The sequence below is a fragment of the Paenibacillus andongensis genome, assembly GCF_025369935.1.
GTDB lineage: Bacteria > Bacillota > Bacilli > Paenibacillales > NBRC-103111 > Paenibacillus_E > Paenibacillus_E andongensis.
In genome coordinates, this window is record NZ_CP104467.1 from 2,497,865 (window position 1) to 2,515,626 (window position 17,762).

The window sequence follows — 17,762 nt, forward strand, 5'->3', positions numbered from 1 at the left end:
CATTTTCGCTTCCTATACTTAAGTCATTAGAAGGAGGGAAGCAAAATGTATTTAGCTATTCGGGAAATGAGATTTGCTAAGGGTCGGTATACGTTAATCGCCACAATTATGGTTCTAGTTTCATTTCTTGTTCTGTTTGTCACTGGTCTTGCGCAGGGGCTTGGGTATGATAACGCGGCTTCTGTTAAGAATATGGCTGCAACTCATTTTGTCTTGGAACAGGATTCTAATCACCGCTTCACGAGGTCTCAGGTCGATCAGAATCAGCTTGAAAAGGCTGGCTTAATAGTAGGAAAAGAGAACGCAGAGCCGCTTGGTGTGAAAATGACAACCGTTATTCCATCTGATGGTACGGAGAAGATTGATGTTACACTGCTCGGGATTAATCCGGGTGGCTGGCTGGCGCCAACAGTAACAGAAGGTTCACCCCTCTCGGATCAGATAAAAGGACATGTTCTCGTTGATCAAAAGCTGTCTAATTCTGGAGTCAAAATAGGCACAATCATTGTAGATCAAGCTTCGGGAACAAAATGGATTGTAGATGGATTTGTGAAAAACGAGTCATTCAGCCATACACCGGCTGTTTTTCTAAATAAGCAGGACTGGCTTAATCTTCAGGCGCAGACACTTACTCGTCAAGGAACTAAATCAGCAGATAGTCAAGTTTACAATGCGATTGCCATTAAAAACTCGAACGAAAAAGTTAGAGATCTTCATGCCGCGCTGCCTGGTACAGAGGTTATAACGAAGTCTGAGGCAGTGTCAGCAATTCCTGGTTACAAAGAAGAGCAAGGCTCTCTTTTGATGATGATTGTATTCTTGTTTGTTATCTCTGCCTTTGTACTCGCTGTATTCTTTTATGTCATCACGATCCAGAAAACCAGTCAATTTGGTATTTTGAAAGCCATCGGTACGCGTACTTCATATTTAGCTAGAAGTGTGACGATGCAGGTTTTGGTCTTATCGGTCGGCAGTTTGGTCATTAGCATCCTGCTGGTACAACTGTTTGAAGCCGTATTGCCAAGTTCTATGCCATTTCAATTAGGTTTCTCCACATTGGCACTTACTTGCTTGTCCTTTGTAACCATGTCTCTGGCCGGTTCGCTATTTTCGGTGTGGAAGGTCGCCAACATTGACGCATTGGATGCGATTGGGAGGACAGCAGCATGAGAAACAGACTTGTATTACAGGCGATTACACGGACTTTTGAAGATGGCGGTATCGAAAGGACGATTTTGGATAAGTTAAACCTTGAGGTGGCCGAAGGTGAACTGGTTGCGGTAATGGGTCCTTCAGGCTCCGGTAAGAGTACTTTTCTGTCTATAGCAGGAGCACTTCTTGAACCAACGAGCGGGCAAGTTCTACTTGATGGAGAATCGATCAGCGGTAAAGGCAAGCAAGAACTTTCTGAATTGCGACTCCGAAAAATCGGATTTATTTTTCAAAGCGCCAACTTAATTCCATACTTGAGAGTGGAAGAACAACTGATGCTGGTAGCCAAACTTGCTGGAATGGACAAAGCAAAGGCAGCCAATCGAACAAAAGAGTTAATCGAGAATTTAGGATTAGCTCATCGCCAAACCGCATACCCTGAGAAGCTTTCAGGGGGGGAGCGTCAGCGGGTTGCTATCGCAAGAGCCTTGATGAATGACCCGGCAGTCCTGTTCGCAGATGAACCAACAGCAAGCTTAGACGCATCACGAGGGCTCGATGTTGTAAGTATGATCGCGAAGCAAATAAAGGATCAGCGAAAGAGCGCGGTTATGGTTACGCATGATGACCGAGTGTTGCCGCTTTGTGATCGAGTGTTATTCTTGGAAAATGGGAAATTAGTCAAAAAATAAAATAGACCTCCTGTGGATAACACCCCGATACTCTTTACTGAGTCGGGGTTTGTTCATTTTCAGCCATTTTGATTCGTAACCGACGATATGTGCGATTGCTGTAATCTTGTCAATAGAGCTTTTACAGGGCAGCCCGACAAGAGTGGTAAATATGTTGAAAGCAGGGCACATTTTGATGTGAGTAAGAAGAACGCTCACTTTAAGATTCTCGTCTATAAAACTAGCATTGAAGTCTTTATGGATGATGGAACCATCGTTTTTTCCAATGAAATTTTCCCGGAAGTAGGCGATCAAGGAATTAGCCTTTTTTCTGAAGGCGGCACCGCGATCTTTAAAAATAAAATGAACAAAGATTTGGTGTAATATGAGAAAAAACGGATATTTTACATCAAATCATGGAGGGTTTTTCAAACATCAGCCATTCGATTCTGGGACTATTCGTAGAATGGTTCATCGTGATTCTCATTGTTATTTAGGTTGCTCTAACGATTTTACAAATTGTAGAATGGATTGGATGAAACCAACTTCTGATTAATTTTAAGTCCGTGTCCAAACTCCTATTTTTATCCTTGGGATTTTAGGAATATCTTACTATTGATATAAAGTTTGGATCAGGCTAGAATGAGGGAGCAAACAAAATACGGCGGGATTGTTACTGTTTAGCAGGCAAGACCTAAAATGTTTTAAGAATGAACTGCACCATTTAGGTGCGTTATTCTTAAACGTTTTAGGTCTTTTTTTGTTCCACTGTGCTAGAGGGGATCTCGAAGTTAAAGTTTTGTTTGTAAAACAAAAGCCGTTTGGCAACCAATCGAGGAGGAAAAGTAAATGAAAAGAGGACTTAAGTTAGGGAAGTTGGCTTTATGTGCAACAATTCTTGCAAGCAGTATTGCGGCGATTCCGGTTTCGGCGAATACAGCGAACGTGTCGGACGATTTCACCGCCATTTGGTCACGCCAACAAGCTGAGAAAGTAACGCTTACGAAAGAGAATACGGCTCCCGAAGTAAACATGAACTTCGATCTGGTCGCACCGGATCAATGGGTTTGGGATACTTGGCCGCTTCAAAACAAAGACGGTTCCCTTGCCACTATTAAAGGCTACAAAGTTGCATTTGCGTTAGTTGCTCCGCGCACCTACGGATGGGGCGAGCGCCATACGCATGCACGAATCGGCATGTTCTATTCGAAGAACGGCAAAGACTGGACCTACGCGGGTGTTCCTTACAACACCGATAAAGCGCTTGGTCATCATCAATGGGCCGGAACGGCGATGATGGACGAGAATGGTAAAGTGAACCTTTTCTATACGGCAGTAACCGATATGAACGCTAATGGCGGCAAAGAGTGGAATGAAGATAACTGGGTACAGCGTGCAGAACAGCGCATCGCCACGGCGTCCTTCGACATCGTTGCGGACAAAGATGGCGTTCGTCTGACGAACGAAGGCGAGCACAAAATCATTCTTCAAGCAGACGGCAAATATTACGAAACGATTCAGCAGTTCCAAAACCACGGCAACATCATTACGGCGTTCCGCGATCCGTTCTTCTTCCAGGATCCTAACACCGGCAAAGAGTACATCATTTTTGAAGGCCAGAAAGCAGACACTACCTTGAAACCAGAAAACATCGGCGATGAAGAGTACCGCAGAACCCATTCTGTTCCGGATCGTGCGAAGTTCTACAACGGCAACATCGGTATTGCGGAAGTTATTGACCATGATATAACGAAGCTGAAGCTTCTGCCGCCGCTCGTCGAATCGATCGGCACGAACCACCAGTTGGAGCGTCCGCACGTTGTCGTAAACGGCGATGAGTATTACCTGTTCACGATCAGCCATACGTTCACTTACGCACCTGGCCTTACCGGTCCGGACGGCGTATACGGCTTTTACGGCAAAGGCGGACTCCGCGCGGACTACAAACCGATGAACGGCAGCGGCCTCGTTATCGGGAACCCGTCCAATAACCCGTACCAAGCGTATTCCTGGCTGGTCCTTCCGAACCAGCAGGTGATCAGCTTCATCAACGAACCGCGTGATACAAACGGTAATGTTCATTTCGGCGGTACGTTCAACGCGACGGTGAAATTGAACCTGAACGGCGACACGTCGGAAGTCGGCAAAGAGGAGAAAAACGGCGAAATCAAACCTTTTGGCGCCAACCGTTAATTACCCGTAAGTTCGGTGATAAAGGTGCAAAGACCGGTTCGGAGCTGGGAACATGGGGCCCGAATCGGCAGGTTGCACCCGGTATAAACCGGTCTTCTCCAAATTCAAAGCAAGGCCATTTGAAAGGAGCTTGATTATGATTCGTAAAAACAAAAAAGCATTAACGGCGATCGCTTTGGCGACCAGCATCATCGCTTCCGGTATCGCCGCACTGCCTGCGTTTGCCCAAGCCGGGGATCAGACGGTCAACTGGACCCGCGAAGACGTCTCGAAAATTGAACTGAATCAAGACAATACCCTGCCAACTATCGACATCAGCAAGCTGGATAAATTGGCGCCGGGCTACCACATGTGGGATACGTGGCCGCTGATGGACCGCGATGGAAACATAGCGAGCTACAAAGGCTGGAAGGTTATCTTCGCGCTTTCCGCTCCGAACGACGTACTGCCGGGCAAAGTGCATGATATCGCCACTATTCGTTATTTCTACTCGAAGAACGGCAAAGACTGGACACTCGGCGGAGAGCTGTTCCCGAAAGGTACCGCTTTCGGCCAGCGCCAGTGGGCAGGATCGGCTATGCTTGACGGCGACCAGATTCACGCATTCTACACCGCTACCGGCCGCGAAGGCCAGGCACAGCTCACTTACGAGCAGCGCATCGCTACCGCTACGGGCAAAATCGTTGCCGACAGCAACGGCGTGCGGTTTGAAAACTGGGATAAGCACCGCATTATTTTGGAACCGGACGGCAAATACTACCAAACGGTAGAGCAAGCGAAGCAGGGCGAAGGCGGAGGCTACGCATTCCGCGACCCGATGTGGTTCAAAGATCCGAAGAATGGTAAAGAATACATTCTGTTCGAAGGCAACTCCGGCGGCATCGTTTCGGAACGTCCATTCAAGCAGGAATACGCCGGAAGCGCTGGGTACCTTCAGCAGCATCCTGTACCGGCCGGCGCCGCACACGCCAACGGCAACATCGGCATCGCCGAAGTGGTGGGCGGCGATTTGAACAACATCAAAATGCTTCCTCCGCTCGTGGAAGCGAATTATGTGAACGAAGAGCTGGAGCGTCCGCATGTAGTCGTGAAAGACAAGAAATACTATCTGTTCACGGACAGCCACATCAATAAATATGCAGAAGGTATCACCGGGCCGGAAGGCATGTACGGATTCGTATCCGATACGCTGATCGGCGGATACAAGCCACTGAACGGAAGCGGCCTGGTCATCGCAAATCCTGCGGACAATCCGTACCAAGCGTATTCCTGGCTGGTTACGCCGGAATTGAACGTTGTCGGTTTCGCACAATTCGGAGATTTGAACGGCATGACAGTCGGTGAAATCGGCAACCAGTCCCCGGAATTCCAGTTCAGTCACTTCGGCGGCACACTGGCTCCGACGGTGAAGATTTCCCTTAACGGCGACACCACAAAAATCGAGAAGATACTGCCTCAAGGCTGGATCAAGTAAAGCGGCAAACTGTTATCTCAAGGAGAAGGCTATTGACTAAATGTCAATGGTCTTCTTCGAATGTTATAATGTAAAAACTAAAACGTAAGGGGGAGAGAATGATAAGAGCCAATTTACAACAAATAGCCCAAGAACTGCTGTCTTTGTTGGGCGGCAAGAGCAATATCGTTGATGCTTCCCATTGCGCGACCCGACTTCGCTTGATTCTTCACGACGACAGCAAAGTGGATACAGCCAAAATCGAACAAATAAAAGGTGTGGAAGGAGTATTTATCCGAGGCGGTCAATACCAAATTATTTTCGGAACCGGAACCGTGAACAAAGTGCATAGGGCTCTAATGGAAGCTTATGCAAATGCACCTGATAAGCCCGTCGAACCTACTCATTCGTTAACTGCAAAAAATATCCTGAATCCAATCGGCCGGCTGCTCCAACTGCTCTCCCAAATTTTTGTGCCGATTATCCCCGTGATCGTGGCCAGCGGATTATTGACAGGGCTGCTCGGAATAATGAAGGTGTTTGAGTGGGGGGCGCCGGATAGCGAGTGGATGAGAATGCTGGGCATTTTCTCGAGCGCCGCGTTGATCTTTCTGCCGGTCCTGATCGGCTTCAGTGCCGCCAAAGAGTTTGGCAGCTCGCCCTTTATGGGGGCGGTCATCGGCGGAATTTTAACCCATCCCTCTTTATCGGATCCGCGGGGGCTCGCTCACAGCATCCTGGATACTACGGACAATCACATCAATATGATCGGATACCAAGGTACGGTGATTCCTATTCTATTGTCCGTTTACCTGATGAGCAAGATTGAAAAAGGCTTGAGAAAAATGGTTCCTCCCGCGTTGGACCTGCTTGTCGTACCGTTTGCGGCGATTTTTATTACCGGTACGGTATCTCTGTTTGTACTCGGTCCACTGGGTACAATCATTGGCAGTTTCATTTCCGGCGCATTAACGATTATTTATATGAAGGTGGGAATGATAGCCGGATTCTTTTTTGGCGGATTATACCCGCTGGTCGTTATGACAGGTTTACATCACAGCTTTAATATGATCGAAGCCGGTTTGCTAGCCGACCCGAAAATCGGAGTGAACTTCTTGCTGCCGATTTGGTCCATGGCGAATGTAAGTCAAGGCGGCGCGGGACTGGCCGTGTTTTTTATGACACGAAATCAAACGTTGAAGAGGATCACCCTCTCTACTTCACTCTCAGCGTTTTTGGGAATCATTGAACCCGTTATATTCGGAGTGAATTTGAAGCTGATCCGGCCGCTCATCGGTGCAGCCGTCGGCGGAGCGTTAGGGGGCGCATACGTCGTATTTTCCCATGTGGCTGCGAATTCTTATGGTTTGACAGGCATTCCTATGATTGCGATCATTGCTCCCCTCGGCATGGCTAACTTGCTGCATTACTTGATCGGTTTTGGACTTGCTGTAGGTTCCGCATTTTTAACTACGTTGATGCTCGGCATAAATGAAGAGAGAGGATCGAATGATGTTAAGTAAGTGGTTGGGTACAAAAAAAGGGCAGCTGGAAGAGATTATTTTGTCTCCACTTAGCGGTAAAGTGCTCAAGCTGGCTGACGTTCCGGATCCCGTGTTCGCCTCGATGCCGCCGGAATGCGGGATTGCGATCGATCCGGCAGCAGGAACAGTGCTCTCTCCTATAGACGGAGAGGTGGTGACCATGTTTCCCTCCAAGCACGCAGTTGTGTTACGTTCAGATTGCGGCGTGGAATTAATCATTCACATCGGCCTGGATACCGTAGCCATGAAGGGGGAAGGCTTTCATGCTTTTGTCCGAAGAGGGGATCGGGTTACAGTCGGTCAGCCCCTGGTCGATTTTTCCACGGAACTGGTGAAGCGGAAAGCGACAAGCGCGATAACTCCAATGTACATCATTAATCCGGAAGCGGTTGATTGGTTTGATCTTCAATTGCCGGACCTCGCGGAAGCCGGTGTAACACCGCTAATGCGGATCCGATTAAAGAGTTAATGATAGAAGACGACGATGATAGGAGCCGGGGAGGAATTATGAAAATAAAACGAATTCTGAACAACAATGCGGTTGTCGTCCATGACGGAAACGAAGAACAAATTGTGATGGGAGCGGGTATCGGATTTCAGAAAACGAAGAACGATCCGGTGGATCCGTCACGAATTGAAAAAGTGTTTGTAATGAAAGACGAGTCGAAATACCAAAAATTTGAACAAATATTAACTACACTCCCGGAAGAGCATATTGAAGTGGCGGAAGAGCTCATTTCTCATGCCGAAAGAGAGCTGGGAGTTGTTCTTCACGAGCATATTCATATTGCACTGACCGATCATCTGTCCTTTGCGATAGAACGCCTGGCAAAAGGCATGGTCATTCAAAATACGCTGCTTAATGAAATAAAAGTGCTGTACGCCAAAGAGTTTCAAATTGCCCGTTTGGCGCAAAATTTGATTCAAGAGAAAATCGGAATCGAAATCCCGGAAGATGAGGTCGGTTATATCGCCCTGCATATCCATACGGCAAGAATCAATGCGGGAGATATGACGAAAACACTGGATATTACGACCATGATTAGAGATATTATCGATGTGATCGAACAAGAACTGAATATCCGCATTTCTGACGAAACGGTATCTTACGAGCGGTTGGTTACTTTTTTGCGTTTCGCTATCCAACGTTCGAGTACGGGTGAGGCTTTACATGAAATGGAACCGGATATGGTTCAAATCATCAAAAACAAGTACCGCGGATCATTCGCCTGTGCCCAAAAAATTGGTGAATTTGTGAGTGAGGAGTACGATTTTGAATTCCAGGAAGCGGAGTTGGCCTACATCTCCATGCACATCCAAAGGATTTATTCGAGATTCGCTGTACAGCAAGATGGCTCTTTTCACTGAGAGGACGGCAACCATCCGGTTGTTTTGAATACAGTTAGGAACATTACAAAAAGCCTCTCCTGTGATGTGTGGAGAGGCCATTCATGCATGGCAGGGTCTTTACGTTTATCTTACTTGAAAACCCCTTGTTTCTTTTCTGTGACTATGTCTGTGCGATCCTGGGTTATCGAAATTTTTAACGACGGCGCAAGCATTCCTCCAAAATGTTCCTTTTGATACTCAGGTGATTCCTGACCAATCTCATCAATTGTTTTTCCTTCGACATCAACATATTCAACATAACTAATTACTGTTCCATTGGGCATTACCAACCAGGAGTAACCTTGATACGGATTGTCTCCCGGGTTACCAATCACCAGCCCGCTGCCATTTAGTGGTTTATAGTTTCCTAATAAGGAGCTCGAAGTAAAGCCGTATAGCCCTTCCGGCCCTTTAAGTCCGGGCGCAAATTTTCCAGTGTGTGTTTTGGTAAACAGATAGTAGTTATTGCCTTTTACGATCACACTTGGACGCTCAAGTTCTTCATTTACACAGTTTGCTTCCAAGAGTGGAGGGAGTTCTTTAAATTCCGTTAGATTTCCGTTAGTCGCTTTTGCAATACCGATACTACCGTTATATAGTTTTGCCTTTTCCGGAGTATCGTGAGTTTGGCGGAATTCTATCGATCCGATATGTTCTGGCTGACAGGTTCGTTCCGCAGCAGTTCCACTGGAATTTGCTTCAAATAAAATATATTGTTCACCCGACTTAGGATCTTCGAAGAAATACGGATCGCGGAAGGAATAGGAAAGGTCCCCTAGATTGGATTGTTCTTGAGTTTGATAATATTTTCCGTCCGGTTCGAGGATAATTTTGTGGTCAGACCAATTTTTAAATGTCACCGTAGTGTTGGTTGTGAAAATGTCGCCGGTAGTAGTAGCTAAACGTTGCTCATAAGTAAGGCGAGTTTCATTTTTGCGCCCCGTTGCGGTATAGAACATATGGATTTTTCCGTCTTTATCAATAAAAGCGGAACCTGCCCATTGTCTGGAACCCAAAGCTTTTCCATCGTTAAATACTAACCCTCCGAGTTCCCAACCCTTACCGTCCTTTGAATAAAAATAGCGGATTTCAGCCGTATCATGGCGCTTTCCGGGAATGACGTCTCTTGGTACCGTTAGCGCAAAGATAATTTTATAACCATTGACCACCGCGGGATGTCCTTGCCGGTCTTGCAAAGGCCACGTATCCCATACAAGATAGTCCGGAGACATTTTTTCAAGATCTTCTTTGTTTATGATTGGCGCCGTATTATTATCATTCAATTGGATTCGATTTGCATCCTCACGGGTCCAATTGGATATAGCTGCCGTTCCTTGTGCCAAGACGGTTGAACGGATGGCGGGTGTTAAAATTGCAGTAATTCCTATTACCGCGGCAGCTAGAGATTTCCCTATTTTATCGAAATTCCATTTCATACTTGCAGCTCCTTTTTGTTATGAAATATTTGGCATCATTTTAGTGTTTTTGACGTTCCTTTTTTTTTAATCCCTCCCATCAAAGAGGTAGCAAAAAAGACCTAAAATGTTTAAGAGATTGTACAATAAAGATACAATTCGCTCTTAACACATTCTAGGTCTTGCCTGCTAACCAGTTACAATCCTACAATATTAAATTTATCAACATTATATTCGGAAGGACGACTAATATCAATAGGTATAACGACTTAAATTCAGTCCTTGCAAATCACGATTTCGAAACCGGCGATTTAACCGGCTGGACGGTCGTCAGCGGAACCGCTTTCAGCAGCGCAAGCGTCACCTCGTTAACGAACTGGGGCTGGGGCGGACCGTTCAAACAAAACAAAGAATACGCCTTAACATTTAAAGTGTTCTTCGAGGGATAGCTCGTTGTTTTTTCATGTAGGAAAGTTATTAGAAGATTATAGAAGATTTCTTTTTTCGATAAAAAGAAGGATTAACGCCTTCAATTTTTTTAAATGCTTTACAATGTGATCAAATAGTATTTGCTGATTCCGGATTACAGGGATTGATATTTTTTGCCGTGGAGGAAAGGTTAAAATGCTTTCATTGAACGTTTGGAAACTCGAATCGATTTGGCGGTGAACTTAAGAAGTATGATGTGTATGGATTTCTTCTGTTCCCAATGTGAGACAGCCTTTATGGGATGTTAGCGAATACCTAACCTTTTCTACGGTGAAGGATGGGGTTGTTCCTTCTACCATTTTAAAAAATCTGCTGAATGCATGAATGCTTGGAAAGCCCATCTTCTCGGCGATGATGGTAAGCGGGTCGGTGGTAAATTGTATCAAATGGCGTGCTGCATGCACACGCATTAAATTATGGTATTGAATCGGACTCATACTAAACGCTTTTTGAAAGAGACGAACCAAGTAATGTTTGCTAATTCCAGAGATTTTCGAGATCTCATCCAAACTGACTTTTCTATTTGTATTGTGCATGAGGTATTGTTTAACATGCATCAAGGCATGCATGTTCGTTTCAAGATGAGGATTGAGGTTCCAGTAATTTTCCCGTAAGAGCTGAATCCACAATTGGATAAATAGTGGAACGCCTCAATTCGCATCTTTGTGCTTAAGAGACGTTCTTTTGTTGTTTACGAATGCGAGGAAAGGTAATAAAGCCAAGTAGATAGATTGATCCGTGACTTCTTACCCTTTTCTCGAAACCTGTCCTATAAACCAGAAACAGCTAATTTAGATGGAAATGTTAGTGCAGAGGCTGATCTTACGAATATCCGATAAAATTATCATATCCCCAGGGTTAGGGGACAATGCTGGATTATGCGGTGCGTTGGCTCTTGGATTGAAAACCATTAATAATTTTAAATAAAGAACCGGGGACTGACTCCGTAGGGATTTAAGGAGGTTATTAAGGAGTGAATACATCATGGTTTTGCAGAGCTTAATGTCTATGGTTGCCATCGGAGTTGCATCGAGTCAGCATTTAATGGCCAAAAAGTCGGAGAAGATGCCTTCTAGGGATGGTTCCAAAACAGTTGGGACTACTGAATCCATCATTCTTGGGATCACACTATCTATAAATAATTTGGCTGGTGGTTTTGATGCAGGAATTATTCATCTTAATATCTGGGCTATTTCTTCTATTTCTGGTCTATTCAGTTATATATGTATTGGTTTAAGTGCATTTATAGGAGCAAAATTTGCTGCCCAAAGGTTAGGACCGAGTGCAAGTTTTATTTCTGGTGCCCTTCTGGACAGCCTGACAAGAGTGGTAAATATATTGAAAGCAGGGCACCCTTTGATGTGAGTAAGAAGAACGTTCATATAAAGATTCTCGTCGACAAAACTAGCATTGAAGTCTTTATTGATGATGGAACCATCGTATTTTCCAATGAAATTTTTCCGGAATTAAACGATCAAGGAATTACCCTTTTTTCGGAAGGCGGCACCGCGACCTTTAAAAATGTTGTAATCAAGCACTTCAACAAAGAACAAATCAATCTAAAATGACCAAACGAATGGGATCGCAAGTGGAATCAAGAAAATAAGGAATGAACTTTTCATTTCATTCCTTATTTTGGGATCTGAAAAGAGACTGTAGTGCCCTGATCCGGTATGCTTTGAATTTGCAACCCTTTGCCGTAAAGCTGTTTGAGGCGACGGTCTGTATTTCGAAGACCAATACCCATGCTTATGTCGGACGAATTAGCAAACAATCGCTGAATTCTCTCCTTCCCCATGCCTACCCCATTATCACGTATCGAAATTTCAAACGATTCCTCAGTACTCATAATTCGGATATGTATCGTTCCCCCTTGAGTACGCCGCATTATTCCGTGAATCACCGAATTTTCAACCAGTGTTTGTATAGTAAGCGGTGGTAAAGCAAATTGTAGGTTTGCTTCCAAGTTCCAATGTACGATGAGCCGATCCCCAAACCTTTCCTTCTCAATAAATAAATAATGCTGCACAAGCGCGAGTTCACGATCAATTGAAACTAGACGATCTGAGTTATGAAAATCAAAGCTAGCTCGCAGATAGTTGCTGAATTGTTCAAGTAGTTCCTGCATCCTGGAAATATCAAAGGTTCCGAGTGCAGCAATCGTATTTATTGTGTTATGAAGGAAATGCGGCTTGATTTGGGCTTGAAGCCACGCCGCCTCCAGACGAAGACGTTCGTCGATTGAGAGCTTCAGTTCTGTTAATGCACGGACACGGTATTTTAACTCCCAAGAGTCCACTGGTTTCGCAATATAATCGTTCGCTCCCGATTGAAAGCCGACAACGATGTCTTCCGAACGGGTTCTTGCTGTTAGCAGCAGAATCGGCAGTTCAGAAAAGGAATATCGCTCTCGGATGATGCGTGTCAATTCATACCCTGATAGATGAGGCATCATCACGTCTAATATAATGAGATCAAAATGTGCTGTTTCCATCTTGGTTAAAGCGTCCGAACCGCTAATAGAGGTTGTGATATCATATTGTGCAGTACTGAGAATATCAGTTAATATTTTCAAGTTAACACTATCATCATCTACTGCCAATATTTTCGGTTTTTTTACTGTGCCATTTGAAGATGACTTGGGTGTTGTCATGGGTATATCCGAGGTAGCAGCAGCTGTCTCAGCATGTCCGTTGACAATGAAAAGTTCTTTATTTTCCTGATGACCGGCATCCTCGGATAGGGGCAACGTAAAAGTAAAGACCGATCCGTGCCCTAGGGTTGAATCAACCATCATATCCCCTCCGTGGAGCTCGACCAACCACTTGCAAATGCTTAATCCGAGCCCAAATCCTCCGTATGTTGTTGTCATATTCAAATTGCCTTGTTCATAGGGAAGGAATATTCGCTTCTGCGTTTCCTCATCCATCCCGATACCGGTGTCCCTAATATGAATGTGCGCCAACCCATTTACGATATCTGCATGGATGGTGATATTTCCTTTATCTGTAAATTTAACGGCATTATGAAGCACATTGAACATAATCTGAACGAGTCGGTTTTCGTCAGCTTTGACAGCGGGAAAGTTGCCGGCTATGTCAACATAAAGATCAATGGGCTTGCCGTCCAACATGTATCGAATCATTTCGAATACGCCGGCAACAACAGATTGCAAGTTCACATTGCCGATCTGCAGCCGGACGTTTTTTTCTTTTAATCGTGCTACATCCAGCAGATCATCCAGCAGCAAGGACATACGTCTGGCTACAGAGACTTGAGTCTTGAGTCTTGCTCTATGGTCTTCATGTGTCGGATTGCCTGTATCATCTAACACGCTTTGGGCGATGTTGATAATGCCATGCAAGGGATTTCTCAGTTCATGAGATGTATTTACCAGGAAGTCGTCTTTTTGTTGATTAGCAAGTTGAAGTTTTTCGGCAAGCAGTTTCGTTCGAGCGCCTGATCTAAAAAAGCGCCTGAACCAGAAAGCGGCAAAAGCAAACACCGTAATAATCAAATCGAACGGGTAATGCATCATTTCTATCTGAGCTCTTAGAATTGTCCAAATAATGTTAGCGCCGAGACTAATACAGCCTAGTTGCAAATAAATGACATCCTCTTGCTTCCTGGCGGATAGCAGAATGTGGCCTGCGACGATCACGGCAATCAGAAGGATAGTGCCCAGAATTTTGATTGAGGGAATAATGTAATGGGTCGGTGATAAGATGACGAACATGGCATATACAGAACAGTAACTGGCAAACCAGCGAATCACCTTGGCACTTCCGTATTCGGGAAATATGTGCCTCAGAAGCGGCGGCAAGAAAGCAACAACGCCGATATATGAAAGAATAGTTATTTTAACCGAGATTTCGAATGGTATCGGGAACCAAACGAGAAGCAGTTTGTCGTCTGCGCCAAGTACAGTAATAATAGCGAAGAACATTATCAGTGCAAAATAGAACAGTCCTTTGTTAGCGGCTCCCAAGAAATACAGCATAAGTGCGTACAAGCTATGTACAAGTAAAACAATACACAACATCAACTGTAGACCGATGGAAAGCTGGGTGTAGTGGTGTACCGCTTGAAGCGTACCGAAATGAATTGCCTTGCCTATGCCCCCATTTCCCGCATGGTTAGCAACCTGAATGACAATCTCTATGGTCTTGCTGTCTACAGTGAGAGGGACGGAGTAAGGGATGTCCCAGGGTTTATACAAATCCTTGTTTGCTGAAGGGTGCCCTGCGCCAGCAGCTAATTGTCCGTTTACAAATACAGCGGATGCATTGTTCATTTCATTTGTTCTTAATTGGAACGTTTGACCGTTATTGTCGTCTAGCAGAATTCGCAATCGATAGGTGCCGTAGAGAAACGAGGTATCGTGACCGTCCGGAAAATAGGGTTCCCATGCACCTGGAACCTGAATGAGTTTTCTTTCAGGTGCGGAGGAGAAGGCTTCCATGTTGTTTGCGTCGGGCGTGATCAACCGGTTAGGTAGGAATTCCCATTCCCCGTTCAGCGTAATGGTTTTGTTTGGCGGAATCGTCCATCCTTGTAGATCCAAGATACCGTTAGCGATACGCGGATGATCGATTGGTTTTTGGAAACCAAGAACCGTTATTAATCGTATACCTGTAATGGCGACAATAAAGATTGAGAGAACTATTAACATTTTTTTCTTCGAAAGCAATCCATTTCCCTCAATTCAATTTCACGAGTATTTTTTCCTATCTATCATACCATTAGAAAAATTAACTTTTCAGCTTATTGTTTAGTTTACAACTTTTCTATGAAAAGGGATATTTTTTGAACGCAGTTCGCTCTTCAATTATCCGAATTTTTAACCTCCGTATATCATATTGGAACTGTGAAGTAGAGCGCCGTTCCATGGCCACGGGATCGTCACATAACCAAACCAAAAAGAAGTAAACCGACTTGCGCAGCGGTCTACTTCTTTTGGCTTCATGAAAGACCTGCTTAGAGGGGGGATAACCTACAGCTTCAAGGAACGAAGAATGCCATAAATACCGTTCAAACCACCAATAGGTACAAACTTGACCACAAACGATTCTCGACCTGATGCAATCATATCCGCAGGGATTTCAAATATTTTCTCATAAAATCCCCGTTTTCCCTCATTCGGGGAGGTTTCGGTTATCAACAGCTTCCCGTCAATCCAGACCTCCAAGCTTTTGTCCCTGAGCCACTGGTTGAAGGTGACCGACAGCCCATTCTTCTGTCCGGGCAGCACCTTCAATTCATAACTGAACCATCCTTCTGCTTCTGCTCTTCTGCCGTTTAAGCCCTCCCAAGTACCGGCATGAGTAAGCTCGCCTTTAACCTGATGCTCTAGCTCATATTGGTCATTGCCGACTTGAACACTATCGATAGTAGCTTCTCTGATGAGCCGCTCCTGCTTGCTGTTCTCCAGATGCCTCAGTATATCATCCGAACCAGCCTCAATAAATTTCCAATAGATTCCGTATCTTTCACTATGCTGTTTGTAGTGAGGCGTAAAGACCAGATGATCGTCCTCATCCGTATTTCGGAGCACAAAGGCAAACTCGCTTTCCTTGCGGACGAAATGCTGATCGAAGCTGTCGAACCACTCCTGAACGCTTACCCCTTGGGGGATGATAAAGTCTTTCACGAGCATTCGTTTGGTTGCAACACTAACGAGAATGCCTGTCCTCGATTCGACCATATCGTCTGTGCCTAATGCGGCGCTTAAAACCAGCGGGCCGTATTTAAATCCGACCACATTCGGCGCATCCGGCAAGGAGGAGTAAGTGGCTTTCATCGGGATTTGGACCTGAACGGTGTCGCCGTTCTTCCAAACCCGTTCAATTAACGCATAACCATTCCTGACCTGCGGCTGAACGGCTTTGCCATTCACAGCAACAGCCAGCTCGCCTGCAGCCCAATAAGGCACACGCAGATAAATGGACAAATGCTGCTCCTGTTGATCGATCATTTCTACAGACAGATGAACCGTATCGGCGGACGGGAGGTCCGTGGTTTGTATAATCTTTACCTTCTGTTCCGACCAATCCAGCTGGCTGCTGAGATATTGATTCACGTACAACTGCTGGTCCCGTTGGAAATAGATGCTGTCGTTCAATTTCGTGAAACTTTCCATGCCCGTGCCGGTACAGCACCAAAAATGCTCGAACGGCGAGCTGTAAATCTTGAAATAACCCGTTGCCATCGGTTGGAAATACATTGTCATCCCGTTGTCCGGATTCTGGGAGGACAGAATGGCGTTCACATAGGTGGTCTCGTAGAAATCAGCATATTTGACATCCTGCGTAAGCTTGAAAAGCTCTCTTGTCAGCTTCAGCATATTGTAGCTGTTGCAGGTTTCGCATGTGACGTCGGAACGTCTTGCGTCCAGAAGACCGGGCTCTCCAAAATGCTCGTTTTCGCTGTTTCCGCCTGTTATATAGCTGTGCTGATATACTACCATGTCCCAGAATTTTGCGGCAGCCTCCCGATAAAACACTTCACTTTCTCCCAATGTCAAATAGCGATTTAAGGCTCCTACGAATTTGGGAATCATCGTGTTGGCATGTTTGCCCTTTAATATGTCCTTACCTTCCCAGATTGCCTCAAACAAGCTAAGCTCGTCAAACTGATGGGCTGCTTCCAAGTGGCGATTATTCCCCGTCAATTTGTACAGGTTGTAAAGGCAATCGTTCATGCCGCCATATTCCACAGCCAGAACGGTAGCCTGTAATTCCTTAGACCATCTGGAGGTCCGCTCCGATACCCAATCCCCCAGTTTGTTTACAACGTCATAGGCCGTTTGGATTCGGGTCCCCTCATAGACGTCGATCAGACCGGCGATAATCTTGTGCATCGTATACCAAGGAACCCAGGCAGGCTTCCTGTTCTCAACATTATCGAACAGTGTCTCCGGAAACGCCGACAAGTACCCGCTTTCCAGCTGACAGACGGACAATTCAGATATTATATACGCCAGCTTTGTAAGCAGCTCTGCGCTCTGATTCTGCGAATAAGCCTGTGCACAGGCGGTAAGATAGTGTCCTAATGTATGGCCTCTGATCTCCGTATTTTCCCACCCGGGATATATCTTAGCCTTGGCAGGCAATCCTGCGACTTCACGAAAACCAACCAGCAGACGATCCGCATCATAGCTCGTTAAATAAGCCATTTCCTTCTCGAATGCATTCACATGATAGGCTCCGGTCAATTCCACCTGATTCAAGCCAATATCCTTCAGAACCACTGTACTCGGCGCAGCTTCTTTCATAAATAATCCCTCCGCTAAATAGTAACTTTCTCCGATGGAGACTATATCAAGCTTAGCGCCTTCTATCGCTAGGGTAAATAACAGAAGGTTGGATTATGTGTCAAAAAGGTAGTGTTTCGTTACGTCGGTTTTACAGTTATCTGTTCCAACAGCCTCATCATACATGGAAATAACCATATTATT

Annotated in this window: 14 protein-coding genes and 2 pseudogenes; 11 read left to right on the forward strand and 5 right to left on the reverse strand. The window is 45.3% G+C overall.

Annotation, left to right across the window (positions count from 1 at the left end; genetic code table 11):
• The first annotated feature begins 45 nt into the window (after nucleotides 1–45).
• The 8 genes and pseudogenes from NYR53_RS11215 (at nucleotide 46) to NYR53_RS11250 (ending at nucleotide 8,381) form a co-directional block, all read left to right on the forward strand.
• Entirely contained in the window at nucleotides 46–1,170 is a 1,125-nt protein-coding gene (locus NYR53_RS11215) for an ABC transporter permease (RefSeq protein ID WP_261305235.1), read from the forward strand.
• Nucleotides 1,167–1,844 (forward strand): ABC transporter ATP-binding protein, encoded by a 678-nt coding sequence (locus NYR53_RS11220; RefSeq protein WP_261305236.1) that lies wholly within the window; start codon nucleotides 1,167–1,169, stop codon nucleotides 1,842–1,844. The genes NYR53_RS11215 and NYR53_RS11220 overlap by 4 nt, the downstream gene beginning before the upstream one ends.
• Nucleotides 1,845–1,952: 108 nt before the next feature.
• Nucleotides 1,953–2,207: pseudogene (locus NYR53_RS11225) on the forward strand (GH32 C-terminal domain-containing protein); the annotation flags it as partial.
• 465 nt (nucleotides 2,208–2,672) lie between these two features.
• Nucleotides 2,673–4,016, forward strand: coding sequence for a glycoside hydrolase family 68 protein (locus NYR53_RS11230; protein WP_261305237.1), 1,344 nt, complete (start codon nucleotides 2,673–2,675; stop codon nucleotides 4,014–4,016).
• 136 nt (nucleotides 4,017–4,152) lie between these two features.
• Nucleotides 4,153–5,490 carry a glycoside hydrolase family 68 protein gene (locus NYR53_RS11235; RefSeq protein WP_261305238.1) on the forward strand — a complete coding sequence of 446 codons (1,338 nt, stop codon included), beginning with the start codon at nucleotides 4,153–4,155 and terminating at the stop codon, nucleotides 5,488–5,490.
• A 98-nt stretch (nucleotides 5,491–5,588) separates the two neighbouring features.
• Nucleotides 5,589–6,992 carry a PTS transporter subunit EIIC gene (locus tag NYR53_RS11240; protein WP_261305239.1) on the forward strand — a complete coding sequence of 468 codons (1,404 nt, stop codon included), beginning with the start codon at nucleotides 5,589–5,591 and terminating at the stop codon, nucleotides 6,990–6,992.
• Nucleotides 6,979–7,482, forward strand: coding sequence for a PTS sugar transporter subunit IIA (locus NYR53_RS11245; RefSeq protein WP_261305240.1), 504 nt, complete (start codon nucleotides 6,979–6,981; stop codon nucleotides 7,480–7,482). The genes NYR53_RS11240 and NYR53_RS11245 overlap by 14 nt, the downstream gene beginning before the upstream one ends.
• Nucleotides 7,483–7,520: 38 nt before the next feature.
• The gene (locus NYR53_RS11250) at nucleotides 7,521–8,381 is read left to right on the forward strand and encodes a PRD domain-containing protein (protein ID WP_261305241.1); all 861 of its coding nucleotides are present in this window, start codon (nucleotides 7,521–7,523) and stop codon (nucleotides 8,379–8,381) included.
• A gap of 110 nt (nucleotides 8,382–8,491) precedes the next feature.
• Here NYR53_RS11250 and NYR53_RS11255 read toward each other — a convergent pair whose 3' ends face one another.
• Nucleotides 8,492–9,838, reverse strand: a complete 1,347-nt coding sequence (locus tag NYR53_RS11255; RefSeq protein ID WP_261305242.1) for a glycoside hydrolase family 68 protein — start codon at nucleotides 9,836–9,838, stop codon at nucleotides 8,492–8,494.
• A 161-nt stretch (nucleotides 9,839–9,999) separates the two neighbouring features.
• On the opposite strand from NYR53_RS11255, the gene NYR53_RS11260 reads away from it, so the two are divergent.
• Nucleotides 10,000–10,266, forward strand: coding sequence for a hypothetical protein (locus tag NYR53_RS11260; protein ID WP_261305243.1), 267 nt, complete (start codon nucleotides 10,000–10,002; stop codon nucleotides 10,264–10,266).
• A 222-nt stretch (nucleotides 10,267–10,488) separates the two neighbouring features.
• On the opposite strand, the gene NYR53_RS11265 is transcribed toward NYR53_RS11260, so the two are convergent.
• Nucleotides 10,489–10,842, reverse strand: a complete 354-nt coding sequence (locus tag NYR53_RS11265; RefSeq protein ID WP_261305244.1) for a helix-turn-helix transcriptional regulator — start codon at nucleotides 10,840–10,842, stop codon at nucleotides 10,489–10,491.
• Nucleotides 10,843–11,371: 529 nt separating this feature from the next.
• On the opposite strand from NYR53_RS11265, the gene NYR53_RS11270 reads away from it, so the two are divergent.
• Both NYR53_RS11270 and NYR53_RS11275 read left to right on the forward strand, forming a co-directional pair.
• The gene (locus tag NYR53_RS11270) at nucleotides 11,372–11,671 is read left to right on the forward strand and encodes a manganese efflux pump (protein WP_261306333.1); all 300 of its coding nucleotides are present in this window, start codon (nucleotides 11,372–11,374) and stop codon (nucleotides 11,669–11,671) included.
• Nucleotides 11,614–11,874: pseudogene (locus NYR53_RS11275) on the forward strand (GH32 C-terminal domain-containing protein); the annotation flags it as partial. The gene NYR53_RS11270 and the pseudogene NYR53_RS11275, both read left to right, overlap by 58 nt.
• Nucleotides 11,875–11,936: 62 nt before the next feature.
• Here NYR53_RS11275 and NYR53_RS11280 read toward each other — a convergent pair.
• From NYR53_RS11280 to NYR53_RS11290, 3 genes are all read right to left on the reverse strand, one after another.
• Complete coding sequence (locus NYR53_RS11280) at nucleotides 11,937–14,978, reverse strand: ATP-binding protein (RefSeq protein ID WP_261305245.1); 3,042 nt, start codon at nucleotides 14,976–14,978, stop codon at nucleotides 11,937–11,939.
• Nucleotides 14,979–15,146: 168 nt separating this feature from the next.
• Entirely contained in the window at nucleotides 15,147–15,272 is a 126-nt protein-coding gene (locus NYR53_RS11285) for a hypothetical protein (protein WP_261305246.1), read from the reverse strand.
• 27 nt (nucleotides 15,273–15,299) lie between these two features.
• The gene (locus NYR53_RS11290; protein WP_261305247.1) at nucleotides 15,300–17,579 is read right to left on the reverse strand and encodes a beta-L-arabinofuranosidase domain-containing protein; all 2,280 of its coding nucleotides are present in this window, start codon (nucleotides 17,577–17,579) and stop codon (nucleotides 15,300–15,302) included.
• Nucleotides 17,580–17,762: the final 183 nt, after the last annotated feature.

Bases quoted from the DNA above. Each gene is read 5' to 3' on its own strand.
- NYR53_RS11215 (WP_261305235.1), top strand. From the start codon at position 46: ATGTATTTAGCTATTCGGGAAATGAGATTTGCTAAGGGTCGGTATACG.
- NYR53_RS11220 (WP_261305236.1), top strand. From the start codon at position 1,167: ATGAGAAACAGACTTGTATTACAGGCGATTACACGGACTTTTGAAGAT.
- NYR53_RS11230 (WP_261305237.1), top strand. From the start codon at position 2,673: ATGAAAAGAGGACTTAAGTTAGGGAAGTTGGCTTTATGTGCAACAATT.
- NYR53_RS11235 (WP_261305238.1), top strand. From the start codon at position 4,153: ATGATTCGTAAAAACAAAAAAGCATTAACGGCGATCGCTTTGGCGACC.
- NYR53_RS11240 (WP_261305239.1), top strand. From the start codon at position 5,589: ATGATAAGAGCCAATTTACAACAAATAGCCCAAGAACTGCTGTCTTTG.
- NYR53_RS11245 (WP_261305240.1), top strand. From the start codon at position 6,979: ATGATGTTAAGTAAGTGGTTGGGTACAAAAAAAGGGCAGCTGGAAGAG.
- NYR53_RS11250 (WP_261305241.1), top strand. From the start codon at position 7,521: ATGAAAATAAAACGAATTCTGAACAACAATGCGGTTGTCGTCCATGAC.
- NYR53_RS11255 (WP_261305242.1), bottom strand. From the start codon at position 9,838: ATGAAATGGAATTTCGATAAAATAGGGAAATCTCTAGCTGCCGCGGTA.
- NYR53_RS11265 (WP_261305244.1), bottom strand. From the start codon at position 10,842: ATGCACAATACAAATAGAAAAGTCAGTTTGGATGAGATCTCGAAAATC.
- NYR53_RS11270 (WP_261306333.1), top strand. From the start codon at position 11,372: ATGCCTTCTAGGGATGGTTCCAAAACAGTTGGGACTACTGAATCCATC.
- NYR53_RS11280 (WP_261305245.1), bottom strand. From the start codon at position 14,978: ATGTTAATAGTTCTCTCAATCTTTATTGTCGCCATTACAGGTATACGA.
- NYR53_RS11285 (WP_261305246.1), bottom strand. From the start codon at position 15,272: ATGAAGCCAAAAGAAGTAGACCGCTGCGCAAGTCGGTTTACTTCTTTT.
- NYR53_RS11290 (WP_261305247.1), bottom strand. From the start codon at position 17,579: ATGAAAGAAGCTGCGCCGAGTACAGTGGTTCTGAAGGATATTGGCTTG.